The sequence below is a fragment of the Pseudomonas sp. yb_9 genome, assembly GCF_043103635.1.
Taxonomy (GTDB): domain Bacteria; phylum Pseudomonadota; class Gammaproteobacteria; order Pseudomonadales; family Pseudomonadaceae; genus Aquipseudomonas; species Aquipseudomonas monteilii.
Genome location: NZ_JBICKA010000052.1, coordinates 1 through 12,622, shown reverse-complemented (window position 1 = coordinate 12,622; position 12,622 = coordinate 1). Strand labels below are relative to the sequence as shown.

Annotated in this window: 9 protein-coding genes and 2 pseudogenes; 5 read left to right on the top strand and 6 right to left on the bottom strand. The window is 57.8% G+C overall.

Translation table 11 applies throughout. The features are described from left to right. The first annotated feature begins 93 nt into the window (after positions 1-93). A complete protein-coding gene (locus tag ACF8MI_RS14930) occupies positions 94-1,398 on the top strand; it encodes a CitMHS family transporter (protein WP_200928496.1) in 1,305 nt (434 codons plus the stop codon). A 58-nt stretch (positions 1,399-1,456) separates the two neighbouring features. Beyond that, positions 1,457-2,710 carry an OprD family porin gene (locus ACF8MI_RS14925; RefSeq protein ID WP_200928495.1) on the top strand — a complete coding sequence of 418 codons (1,254 nt, stop codon included), beginning with the start codon at positions 1,457-1,459 and terminating at the stop codon, positions 2,708-2,710. 59 nt (positions 2,711-2,769) lie between these two features. Here the strand turns inward: ACF8MI_RS14925 and ACF8MI_RS14920 are convergent, their stop codons facing one another. From ACF8MI_RS14920 to ACF8MI_RS14910, 3 genes and pseudogenes are all read right to left on the bottom strand, one after another. Then, entirely contained in the window at positions 2,770-3,669 is a 900-nt protein-coding gene (locus tag ACF8MI_RS14920) for a DMT family transporter (RefSeq protein WP_156866715.1), read from the bottom strand. A 23-nt stretch (positions 3,670-3,692) separates the two neighbouring features. Beyond that, positions 3,693-5,204, bottom strand: a complete 1,512-nt coding sequence (locus tag ACF8MI_RS14915) for a GGDEF domain-containing protein (protein ID WP_200928494.1) — start codon at positions 5,202-5,204, stop codon at positions 3,693-3,695. Between the two features lie 160 nt (positions 5,205-5,364). Continuing rightward, positions 5,365-5,913: pseudogene (locus ACF8MI_RS14910) on the bottom strand (NAD-dependent dehydratase); the annotation flags it as partial. Between the two features lie 124 nt (positions 5,914-6,037). Between ACF8MI_RS14910 and ACF8MI_RS14905 the strand changes: the two are divergent. Then, positions 6,038-6,424 carry a MerR family transcriptional regulator gene (locus ACF8MI_RS14905; protein ID WP_060500103.1) on the top strand — a complete coding sequence of 129 codons (387 nt, stop codon included), beginning with the start codon at positions 6,038-6,040 and terminating at the stop codon, positions 6,422-6,424. A gap of 297 nt (positions 6,425-6,721) precedes the next feature. Here ACF8MI_RS14905 and ACF8MI_RS14900 read toward each other — a convergent pair whose 3' ends face one another. Further along, on the bottom strand, positions 6,722-7,975 hold the full coding sequence (locus ACF8MI_RS14900; RefSeq protein WP_060500104.1) for an arsenic transporter: 1,254 nt from the start codon (positions 7,973-7,975) through the stop codon (positions 6,722-6,724). A gap of 7 nt (positions 7,976-7,982) precedes the next feature. Continuing rightward, positions 7,983-9,227: an MFS transporter gene (locus tag ACF8MI_RS14895; RefSeq protein ID WP_177337119.1), complete on the bottom strand. Its 1,245-nt coding sequence runs from the start codon at positions 9,225-9,227 to the stop codon at positions 7,983-7,985. 299 nt (positions 9,228-9,526) lie between these two features. Between ACF8MI_RS14895 and ACF8MI_RS14890 the strand changes: the two are divergent. Together ACF8MI_RS14890 and ACF8MI_RS14885 are read left to right on the top strand one after the other, a co-directional pair. Further along, a pseudogene (locus ACF8MI_RS14890) lies at positions 9,527-9,706 on the top strand (substrate-binding domain-containing protein); the annotation flags it as partial. A gap of 455 nt (positions 9,707-10,161) precedes the next feature. Continuing rightward, positions 10,162-11,094, top strand: a complete 933-nt coding sequence (locus tag ACF8MI_RS14885; protein ID WP_392517590.1) for a LysR family transcriptional regulator — start codon at positions 10,162-10,164, stop codon at positions 11,092-11,094. Positions 11,095-11,122: 28 nt separating this feature from the next. On the opposite strand, the gene ACF8MI_RS14880 is transcribed toward ACF8MI_RS14885, so the two are convergent. Continuing rightward, positions 11,123-12,424, bottom strand: a complete 1,302-nt coding sequence (locus ACF8MI_RS14880) for an amino acid permease (protein ID WP_200928493.1) — start codon at positions 12,422-12,424, stop codon at positions 11,123-11,125. Positions 12,425-12,622 lie beyond the last annotated feature (198 nt).

The window sequence follows — 12,622 nt, the reverse complement described above, 5'->3', positions numbered from 1 at the left end:
GAATCCCACTCAGCATCCTTGCGATGCCGAGTGGGGTAGGGGGCCGTCTGCTTTGCCGATGGCCGCAATAGAATAAAAACAAGAGAAAAGACCATGCTCGCACTCCTGGGCCTGATCATGGTGGTGACCTTCACCTACCTGATCATGAGCAAACGCCTGTCGCCAATCGTTGCGCTCACCGTGGTACCCATTGTCTTTGCTGTGATCGGCGGCTTCGCCCCCGAGCTGGGCAAGATGATGCTCGATGGCTTGAAAATGGTGGCGCCCTCGGCGGCCCTGTTGTTGTTTGCCATCCTGTTCTTCGGCCTGATGATCGATGCCGGCCTGTTCGACCCGCTGATCCGCAAGATCCTCAAGCGCGTCAATGGCGACCCGGTCAAGATCGCCATCGGTACCGCGCTGCTCTCGCTGCTGGTGGCGCTCGACGGTGATGGCACCACCACTTACATGATTACCTGTGCGGCCATGCTGCCGCTGTACAAGCGCATCGGCATGAACCCGATGATCCTGGCCACGGTATCCATGTTGTCGCTGAGCATCATGAGTGGCATGAGCCCTTGGGGTGGGCCGGCCACCCGGGCCATTGCCGCGCTCGGGCTGGATGCGACCGAGTATTTCATCCCGATGCTGCCCACCGTGATCGGCGGTGCGGCCTGGGTGGTGTTCACCGCGTTCCTGCTGGGCCGCGCCGAGCGCCGACGCATCGGCAACATCGCCCTGGAGTCGGGTGGCGGCAACTGCTACATCAAGGAAATCCTCGGCGAGAGCGCACATAAGCGCCCACGCCTGGCGTATGTGAACCTGGTGCTGGTGATTGCCGTGATGACGGCTCTGGTGATGGGTGTCATGCACGCGGCACTGTTGTTCATGATCGGTTTCGTCGCGGCCCTAATGATCAACTACCCGCAGCTGGAACTGCAGAAGGAGCGCATCCTTGCCCATTCGGGCAACGCCATGACCGTGGTGCTGCTGGTGTTCGCCGCAGGCATCTTCGCGGGGATCTTCTCGGGTACCAAGATGGTCGATGCGCTGGCTCAGACCCTGGTCGACTGGATTCCCGACGCGTGGAGCCACTGGTTCCCGCTGGTGGTGGCGCTGACCAGCATGCCGCTGACCTTCGTACTGTCCAACGATGCTTACTACTTTGGCGTGGTGCCGATCCTTGCCAACGCTGCGGCCGCCTACGGCATCGACCCGGTTGAAATCGCCCGCGCCTCGGTGCTGGGGCAGCCAGTGCACCTGATGAGCCCGCTGGTGGCCTCGACCTTGCTGCTGGTGGGCATGGTCGATCGCGACATCGGTGACTTCCAGAAGGCCACCGTGAAATGGGCGGTGCTGACATCACTGGTCATCACCGCGCTGGCCTTGGTCACAGGTGCCTTGTCCTTCTTCGTCTGATCTGCTTTGGGCGCCGCTGGCGCCCACCTCATCCAAGAACAACAACAGAGTATCGAACATGTCCCGAACTGTTTTCCGCCGGGCCACCTGTGGCCTGCTCTGCGGCTGGCTGCCTGTGGCCGGCGCTGCCGGATTCATCGACGACGGCAAGCTCAAGCTGCAGCTGCGCAACGTTTACTTCAACGAGAACTTCCGCGACGAACAAGGCATGAGCGCCCGCGCTGCTGCAACTGCCAAGAGCGAGCGGGTGGAGTGGGCACAGGGTTTTTTGCTGGACTACCAATCGGGGTTCACTCAAGGCCCGCTGGGCCTGGGGCTCGATGCCCTGGGGCTTGTAGGCGTACGGCTTGATTCGGGCCGCGGCCGCAGCGGTACCGGCTTGCTGCCGGTCCATGACGATGGCCGTGCTGCTGACGAGTTCGCCAGTGCCGGGGTGACGGCCAAGGCGCGACTGGGGCAGACCGTGGTCAAGCATGGCACCTTGCTGCCCAAGACGCCGGTGCTGGTCTACAACGATGCGCGGTTGTTGCCGCAGACCTACCAAGGTACGCAGCTGACCAGTACCGATGTCGATGGTCTGACCTTGACTGCCGGCCACCTGGACCGCTTCAAACAGCGAGATTCCTCCGACAGTACTGGACTGTTCCTGGATGGCTACAGCGGCGGGGAGTCTGGCGACTTCAACTTTGCCGGTGCCGACTATGCCGTCAGCAAGCAGCTGCGCTTGAGTTACTTCCACGGCCAGCTCGAACACTTCTACCGCCAGCACTATGTCGGCCTGATCCATGACCTGCCGTTGGCCGGCGGGGTGTTCACCACCGACTTGCGCTATTTCAAGAGCCGCGACAGCGGAGCCGCTCACGGTGGCGAGATCGACAATGACATGTTCAGCGGGCAGCTGTCCTACACACACACTGGGCACACGGTCGGTGCCGGTTACCAGGTGCTCGACGGCGAGGCCGGGCTGCCGTACATCAGCGGTGCGACGGTCTACTCGTTCAGCAACGTGGGTATCGGCAAATTCATCGAGGAGGAAGAGAAAACCTGGATGGCGAGCTATGCCTACAACTTTGCCGCGGCCGGTGTCCCCGGGCTCACGTTCATGGCGCGCTACCTGAGCGGCGACAACGGTCGCTCTGCTGATGCCGGGCTAAGCGAGTGGGAGCGTGACGTGGAGCTTGCCTACGTGGTGCAATCCGGACCGGTGAAAGGGTTGGGCGTGAAACTTCGCAACTATGTCTACCGTTCTGACTTTTCCCGAGGTCGCGACAGCAACCGGATCTATCTGACCTACGATATAGCGGTTTGGTAATGCGGCAGCGCGAGCATGCGCTCTTGGAGCGCTTGCTCGCCAGGTGCAGGAAAAGCGAATCACGCTCCGGACGGCTGTGGCGCTTTCTTGCCTAACCGGATCAGCTCGTTGGAGAAACACAGTCCGCTGAGAATCAATCCGGCCCCAAGGTACAAGGTGTCTCGAGGTACCTCATTGAGGATCACGAACGCCAGCAGCGCGGCAAACAGCGGTTCAGTCAGTTCCAGTGCCTGGACTTGCGATGGCTTCAGATACTCGATGGCCTTGGTGGTACAGAAGAAGCCGAGGATGGTCGGCAACGCAGCCAGAGCCAGCAATGCCATGACCGCCGTCAACGAAAGCTCTCCGATGATGAACCCATCGGTCGCAGCCGGCATCAGCAAGTAAAGACTGCCGAAAAACAACAGTTGGCGAGTGAAATGCAGCCCACCGGAAACGCCCATGCGCTTCATGGCAACCGAAAAAGCGCCATAACCGCAGCCTCCGATCGAAGCGAGCACTGCGCCCTGCAGCGTGAAGCCTTGTTCCAGATCGGCTCCAAAGATTACGGCAATACCGGCTATCGTCAATCCGGCGCCTACTGTGGCGTTGGCGGTGATTGGGTCCTTGAGGACTATCCGTGCCAGCAGTATCGAAGAAATGGAGGCGCTCGCCATCAGGATCACCACGACACCTGCCGCGGCGTAATGGCTATAGGCTGAGGTTTCAAAGTGGAACAGCACAAAAATGCCGAGAAAGGCGCAAACAGCCGCAGGGAGCCACTTGGCCGTATGCAGGGGCCGCTTGAGGAACACGAGCAAGGCTGACAGCAGCAGGCAGCCAAGTACGGTTTTTATCAGGGCGATGCTACTGGAGCTGAATCCACTGTTCATTAACACCTTGCTGAGTACGCCGATCGTTGCATTCAGTGCTGCGGCGCAGAGTGCGAAGAGGACGCCTTTGCCGAAATGAGATTGCATCAATACTTTCCTTGTCACTGGGTTCATACATTCGCCCCGTCGATATGCAGGCGATTGCGGCCCGCTTGCTTGGCGATATAGAGCGCCTGGTCGGCGCGTTCAATCAGTGACGGCGCGATGTCGAGGGCTGCTCCATCGGTGCAGGCGATGCCGATACTGGCGGTTACTTGTCCGAAAGGGCTGCCTTCGTGAGGGATATGTTGCAAGGCCAGGCGCTCGAGCATCAGCCTGGCAACGACGGTTGCTCCATCGTTGTCGGTATCGGGCAGGATCACAGCCATTTCCTCACCCCCGTAGCGTGCCAGCAGGTCGCGAGGGCGGCGGATGCAGGAGGAGAGCAGGTGAGCCATCTGCTGCAGGCAGGCATCGCCAGCCGGATGCCCATAGGTGTCGTTGTAGCGCTTGAAATGATCGATGTCGATCATCAGCAGAGCCAGCGTGGTCCCATCTCGATGGGCCATGCGGATCTCCTGGGTCAGCGCTTCGTCAAAGCAGCGCCTGTTGGCAAGCCCCGTCAGCGCATCATGCATCGCTTGGCGTTCGAGCTGTTGGTTGCTCTCAAGCAACTGCTGTTGGGTCAGTCGCAGTTCGTTTTCGACCGCGCTTCGCCGGCTCATGGCTCGAATCAGCAGCCAGCCAATGGTTCCGGTCAGTGCGAGCAGCGCAGCGACCACCATCGACGACAGCAGCGCCTCGAGGCGCCAGGCTGCAAGTGCTTCCTGCTTGCCCAGCGCGACCGTTGTCACCAGGGGTAGCTTGTCACTCTTGCGAAACGCATAGAGGCGCTCTACGCCGTCCAGGCTGGAGGTGAAGGAGGCGGTGCCGGCTGACTGTTCGATGAGGTAATCGGCGAAGATTGGCGACTTCGAAAAGTTGCGCCCCATGTCCTGTTCCCGAAACGGATAGCGCACCAGCATGGAGCCATCGGTAAAGGCCAGCCCGATGGCACCGTCATGGCCAACGTCCAGCTTGCCGAAAAGCTGCAGGAAGTTCTCCACGCCAAGCGTCATGGCAACAACACCGGCGAATGCTCCGCGGTCATCGTTGAATCGCCGGCTGATGGTGATCACCCATTCCTGGGTGACGCGGCTTCGGATTGGCAAGCCGATGAAGGGGTCGCGGGACGGGTCATCACGGTGGTGGATGAAAAAGGCTCGGTCGCTGCTGTTGACACCGACGGGGGTCGGCTGGTTGGACGACATCAGCCAGCGCCCGTCCTTGGAGTAGATCATAATGCCGCTCATCGGCGGCATTAATGGTTGCTGGCGCTTGACCAGTTGATCCAGACGTTCGATCTGCGCAGGTCCGGCGCCCTCGGTTTCCAGGCGCTCGACCAGGCCAAGCAACTGCATCGAGCTCTGGCGGACGATACCTTCCGAATAGGTGGACAGTGCCTGTGTCAGGTTAAGGCCGTGGATATTGACGTCTTCCAGGGCGCGCTCTCGAGAGGCCATGACCTTCCACAGCGTTAACGAGGCGAGAGAGCAACCGATGACCGATAGCAGTAGCACAACGAGGTGGATGTCACGCTTCACGTCAATTCACACACCTTTTTCCCTAAAGAGCAAATTGAGCGTCGACACACTTTAACTAACCAGGCGGTCAGGAAGTAACCAACCGGTTCATCTTCAACAATATAACACCGTAGTTGCCGGAGTGTTCGCCAGAATTACGCGTTCTAGCAGAATCTGTTTGTTATCTTCCGGCAGGATTTGCAGACGTGTGAACATGACGACTGGGCAAGTGATCCTGGACGTACCGCACGGTCTTTTCCAGCGCTCGCGCCATGTCGGGATGTGCCAGTTGATACTTGTGTTTCAGTTGCTGGCTGTCACTCATGTCGAAGCGCTGCGTCTGGACGAAGTTCAGTGACTCGGCGCTGATCGATAATCGGGTGGCCAGTCCGGGAATCGCCAATAGCCACTTCAGCAATCCTATAGGTACATGGCGGCGGGGAGCCCTTATATTCAGCGTTTGTGCCAATTGCTCGAGCATACCCTGCAGGCTTGGCGTGTGCTCATACAGCGCCAACACCTGCCGGTTGGCCATTGACGGGTCGAACGCCACGCAGGTCATCATCTTTACCAGGTAATCGACGCTGACCAATGGCCACCAGTGCCTGGCGGAACCCGGGACAGCCTTGAACCGGCCCAGTGCCAGATTTCGAATGAGATCTAACAGAGGTTGTCCTTTAGGGATGTGCCCACTCTCGCTGTGACCACACACCGTAGCAGGATGAACGAGATTTTGACCCACAAACCCACTGCCGCCTGTGACGAAGCACTCCACGCTCCTACCTGAATCCTTGTTTGAATGATCGGCGCAGGCTAAGGTGTAGAGCGTACTCTACAGTCAAGGAGTTTTTACTGTGAATGTTGGAGAGTTGGAGCGCCGGAGTGGAGTCGGCCGCCATACATTGCGCTATTACGAGCAACTAGGGCTTATCGTGGCCCATCGCCAAGCCAACAACTACCGCAGCTACAGCGATCAGACCGTTGTTGATCTGGCCTTTATTCAAAGTGCCCAGAGCGGCGGTTTTTCGCTCGCCGAGATCGGCGACATCCTTGCGGCCAAGCGGGGCAATACGATCGATTGTGCGCAAGGCGCGATGTTGGTGGCCAGCAAGATGGCCGACATTCAAGCGAAGATCACCACGCTGCAAGCCGCCTATGCCCTTCTGGGCGCGGAGCGCGCAAAGCTTGAAGCCAGTGCCGTTGCCAACGGGCTGACCATTGCTCACCTTCCTGCGATTTAGCATACCGCAACGCGGTAGCTGGTCTGTGGATACTGCCGCTATCGACAGCGCCGAAGCAGCCCGCCGCGCCGCCATGTGCTCTCCGAACTGCCGTAGCGGTCCGTCGATACGAATCGAGAACTGGCGAAAGCATATGAAAGAGGCCGAATAGCGGGGCTGGCGTGCGAGATTTCTTACAGGGATCTTACCCGGTAAGGACAACGTTACTCATGGCGAGGTCGTTCGGATTCGGAGCCAGCTGGAGCCAGGGCAGGGGCGTATTAAGTGACCCCTCGCTGTAAGCGGGTACGCACAGCTTCACACACAAAGTGCCAGTAGTGCTGCTGCCAGTGCTGGGGGCATCACAAGCAGCCCTAGGCGCAAAAAGCTCCAGGCGCTGACATGCTCGCCTTCGCGACGGATCGCCACCAGCCACAAAAGAGTGGCCAGTGAACCGGTAATCGACAGGTTCGGCCCTAGGTCGACACCAATTAGCAGCGCAGCGGTCGCCTGCTGGGGCAGCGTCACTAAAGAATTCATGGACCCGGCTATCAGCCCAGCCGGTAAATTGTTCATCAGGTTGCTGGCAATGGCCACGCCCACGCCGCCCATCCAACTGGCCCCGATCGGTGACTCTGCGGCCAGGATGGCCAGCGCCTGGGCAAGTCGCACGATCAGGCCGGTCTGGGTGACAGCTTCAACCAGTATGAACAAGCCCGCCACCAGCGGCAGCACGCCCCACGCCACATGGCGCAGTACCCGCATCGGGCTGCGCCGCTGGCGTAAGTGGATCAGCGCGGTGGTCGCCACGCCGGCACAGAACGTCGGCGGGCCTAGTGCCCAGTCCAACGCTGATGCGCCGAGCAGCAAAGTAGCGGTGAGTCCGATGCCCAGCGCGCACAGACGGGCGCCGGGAGACAACGGTTGGGTATCCACATTCATGGTCAGCGGTCGGCGGATCTGCCGGCGTTGGGCGAGTCGCAGCACCAGATAGGTCAAAACGATCGCCGCAAGCGACGGCAGGCTGAACTGTCTCAGCCAGTCCTGTAGCGGGGGCATCTGGCTGCCGAAGACCACCAGGTTGGCTGGGTTGGAAATCGGCAGCACGAAACTGGCGGCGTTGGCGGTGAAGGCGCAGATGAACAGGTAGGGTAAAGGTTCGGCCTTGGCAGCCTTGCACGCCGCATACACCGCCGGGGTCAGCACAACCGCGGTGGCATCGTTGGACAGGAATACGGTGACCAGGGTGCCTACCAGAAAAACGAGGTCGAACAGCCGTTGCCCCGAACCCCGTGCGTGGCGGACCGCATAGCGGGCCAGCCAGTCGAAAAGCCCTTCCTGGCGAGCAAGCTCGGCCAGCACCATCATGCCTACCAGGAACAGGTACACATCGCCGCCTTCGGCCACTGCTAATAGAGCGTTGCGCGGTGTGATCAGGCCCAGGCCAACCAGCAGCAGCGCGCCGCCCATGGCCCAGACGAATTCCGGGATCCGCCAAGGGCGCAGGATGACTCCACAGGTGGCCAGAGCGGCGACCGCCCAGATAATCGAAGCGTTTTCGCTGAGAGGCATGAGGCGTTTAGTTCTCGGCAGGGGTCGGCAGGAGCGATGGCGTGACGCGAAGGTGAGTCTCGGGCAGCGCCATCAGCACTAGTACGAATGCGACCGAGGCAATGCCAGCCAAGGTCAAGAATGCAGCATCGTAGCCGGCTGCTTCAACAACTAGCCCAGCAATGCCAGGGCTGAGCGCAGCACCCAGCCCGCACACCGCCGCTAGCGCGCCGAGGCTGACATTGAAGCGGCCAGTGCCTTCGGTCAAATCCTTGACTACGATCGGGAACAACGCACCGAAGATGCCAGCGCCGATTCCGTCGAGCAATTGCACCCCAATCAGCCAGAATGGGTTGTCGGACGCCACATACAGGGCTCCACGAAGCGCTAAAATGAAGAAGCCGGCCAGCAGGAACGGCCTGCGCCCCCAGATCTCGGCCTTTGCTCCCACCAGCAGCGCCATTGGCACCATCACCAACTGCGCAGCGACGATGCAGGCGGATGTGAGCGGTGTGGCCAAGCGCAGGTCGACTTGCGCCAGCTTCTGGCTGACCAGCGGAAGCATCGCCGCGTTGGCCAAGTGGAACAAACCGCAGCACACAGCGAATACCAAGAGAGTGCGGTTGTGCAAAAGGACCTTTAGCTTGGCAACGCTCTCATCACAGCCCGGACCATGGGCAAGGCCGCGAGCCAACTGGTGGTCGATGGCTGCTGCCGGCACACGACCCACTGCCACAATGCTGGCTACGGTCATGACCGCCATGAGATAGAACACGACCACCGGGCCGAACAGGTACGCCGAGCCACCGGCCAGTAAGGCTGAGAAGGCGTTGCCCGCATGGTTGAAAGTCTCGTTGCGACCCACCCTTCGAGTGAAGGCCTTGGGGCCTGCGATGCCCAGCGAGATAGCGGCAATCGCCGGAGCGAACAGTGAACCGGCTATTGCACCGACCGTCTGGGTTAAGGCCACTCCGCCGAACGACGAAATCCACGGCAGCAGCAGGCAGCTGCCGGTCACCAGCACGGCGGCGGTCACCACCACCGCACGCTTAGCCGTCGCGCGGTCAATCAAGGCTCCAGCCGGCGTTTGCGCCACCAGTGCCGCAATGCCTGCCAGGCTCATTACCAAGCCAATGCTCGCCGGCTGCCACTGATGCACGGCAAGTAGGTAGATGGCGAGGTAGGGGCCGAGGCCGTCACGCACGTCAGCCAGGAAGAAGTTCAGCCAGTCAAGGGCGCGGTCGTTTGAAGCAGGGCGGCTTGAGTGTTCCAAGGATGCAGTCTCTAACAAACAATGGGGAGCGCGATGGGCAGCCAATGATGATGCCGCTCATCTGCGGCCTCTACGGGGGCTGACGCCGAACCAGCTCGCTGGGACGCTCGATTTGCGCAGCTCCGACGCCCTCTGTGACGCTAGTGCTAAATGAAAGGAATCCAGACGAGGAGGGGTGGAGAGATACAAGGTGTCGACCCGCCTTTGACGAGCCCAATGATCATACTGTAGATGCCATTTGCGGGTAGAAAAGTAAAACGTTCTTAATCTTGATTAATCACAAGTATGAGCCCCGCTCCGACACCGTCGGTCTGATCCCAGCTGAAGCGCAGAAAGTGACCATGTATTCGGGCGCTGTTGTCAGTAAGAGCCAGCATCATGCCGCAGCCCAGGCGCTCCTAGACTATCTGGCATCGCCTGAAACCGACGCAGCGATCAAAGACAGTGGCTTGACGCCGCTCCCCCATGCAGCAAGCTGACTGCGAGCGCCGACATCGACACAGGGGCTGCGGCACGACACGCCGGTCTTGGCGCAGCCCTCGCTCTGCGAGAGTCTGCTTTGGGTCCAAAGCGATCGCTTGCGAAGGGCACCTACCGACCCATTGCAGCCATTCAGCACTGCCAGAATTCGCCCTTAGCGGACGGTGGGGGTTTGTAGCCTTCCGTATGCCTGACGCCTAATCAATATCCATCGTTCACTTGAGGTACTTCACAACTTTTGACTAGCAATCGAACTAATTTTTTATGTGTTCAGGGAAACGAATTTGATCAGCGCGAAAATATTTCACTATCCCAGCAACTACTTTTCACCTAAAATTAGCCATGCCGCTGAAAAATGATAGTTGCTTGAGTTTAATATGTTTTTCTATTGGGGGGTTGCCAACCCTGTCATGCATTCAGCGTTTACTGTAATCGCCTCTTAAGGGGATGAGCGATGAAAATCAACATGTATCGGGAGCTTGAGGTTTTTCGTGCCGTCATGCTCGCCGGAAGTACAAGCATGGCCTCGAAAATGCTGGAGATTACCCAGCCAGCTGTAAGCCAGCAGATAAAGAAACTTGAAAGTAAGTACGATGTTGTGTTGTTTGAGCGTAATCGCGGGCGTTTGGTTCCTACTCGCGAAGCACATGCCTTGATGGAGCAGGCTGAGACTTTCTTCAACGGCTTAGCGATGCTTGATCACAAGCTTCGGTCGCTGAAAAGCAGTGTAAAGTCGAGTCTGCGTCTTGCTGTGCATCCCGCCTATGGAAATTTCTTGGCTCCAATGGCCATTGCACGCTTTCGTCAGAAGTTTGATGTGCCGGTGTTCTTTGAGGTATGCAGCTCAGCCAGCGCTTACCAACGGGTACACTCTGGTGAGATTGACTTCGGCATAATTGCAAACGAAATCGAAACGAAAGACTGCGAGCAGTACAATTTCTGCAGTGCTAGAGGATTGATTGTTTCGCCACCTGGCCTTATAGGTGGACACGTTAAGGAGCTAACGACATCTGATTTGCTAAAGTATCCATTCGTGGCCATGAACGCTGAGGATCACACGCGCCTAGAGCTGGAAGCACATATGGGCGCTGCGGCAAAGCAACTTGATATTGCCGTACAAACCCCCTATGCCCTGACGGTTTGTGAACTGGTGGCTCAAGGCGTTGGCGTCGGCTTGGCGCATCCTATTGTGGCGTCTAGCTACTTGCCTGACAAACTAGAAGCAAGGTTGCTTGATAAAGAAGTGCGTTTTACGTCTAAGTTGATTTTTCGCAAAGACTCTAGGCTGTCTTTGGAAGCAAAGGAGCTGATACGTCTACTGAGGATCCAATTGGAAGGCGATATCAAACGCTTGGATAATCTACTTGGATTCAGTGTGTTGGATTGAAAAGGAAGTCCGTTTCCTTTTGCAGGTTTTAGTGCAGGAGGTATTTGATGATATTCTGTACGCCGTTGAACAGACACAGCAGGCCGATGGTCAGTACAAAGTAGTTAACCAGTCCGCCTCGCAGGTGGTGGAGTCTCGGCGACTTGTAAAACGCATACTGTGGCAGGAAGTACACCACAAATACGCTGACCGGCACCATGAAGTATTTGATCAGCATGATGATGTCGAGGTTTGGAATGGCGGGGATCACGGTAATCGCGAAGACCAGCGTCAGGATAATGGCCTTCATCATCCCACCGTCGACAAACTCGGTGCTGCTGCCGAAGTAGTTTTTCGCAATGCCCTTCAGGCTTTCTCGGGTAGCCAGGTACTGAGCCAGGTACGCCTTCAAGGCTGCGAAGAAGATGATGATCTGGGAACTGATCGCCAGCCACGGGTTATCGAATTTTCTTGCCATGTAGGACAAGGCTGTCAGGTTCTCGCCGCGAGCTGCCTGAAGCTCCTGTGGCGAGAGGGCGAAAATGCAGCTCCATGCAAAGAACACCACAGTCACCACGACCACAACGATTGCGATCAGCAAGGTACGTCCGATTCGCTGCTGAGCTTCAGAGCCATACTGCTTCTTGTAGTGCGCAACGAAGCTCGAGACGATTGGTGTGAAGCTGAATGCGTAGATCACCATCGGCAACGACGACCACACCGAGCCCATGATGCCGCTCACTCCACCATAGTCATGCGCCGTGGCCATGAACGATGTGTTCCAATGTGGGATGCCCATCAGGCCAAAGAAGATGAGGGAGAAAATGAACGGGAATACGATGAGCCCGATGGCTTTAACAACGAAAGTTGTTTTGCCTTGAGCGATCAGAAGCGCCGTTAACGTGACTCCGATTACGACCAGCGGGCGGTTCAATCCAGGGATGCCGAGCTGAGTATTGAAGAAGTCGATGAAGGTGTTCGACATAGTGATTGCGTAGACGACAAGTGATGGGAAAATCATCATGAAGTACGCAATGCTCAGCACTCTAACGGCGCGATCCCCAAGCAATTCCCTCGTCGTGTCGACGATATTGCTGGTGGATTCGGCTGTTACGGTACCACTTGAAATATACTGACAAAGCACTCGATAGCTGTAGTAGGTAATCGGGAATGCGATCAGCGTCAGAATGAGCATTGCCCAAAAGCCGGACAGCCCAAGGCTGATAGGCCAGAACAACGAACCACCTCCGACAGCGCAGCCATAGATGCCGAGAACCCAAAGAAAATCATCTTTCGTGAAGCGTTTCTTACAGATTTCAGGTTTTACCGCCTGCATCGTAATTTCGGTCATTTTATGTCGTCTCTTGTTCTTTTTGTGGTTACATGATCAACGATTTTTGGCAAAGCTTACTGAACTTGATTGAGTGCCTTTTTCAAATCCTCCAAGAGCACATCTACTGGTTCCAGGCCGATAGATAGCCGGATCAATGAGGTGTTGATTTTATTGTGCTGCCGACCCGCCATGACTTGCTGTGGGTAGAATGCAGCG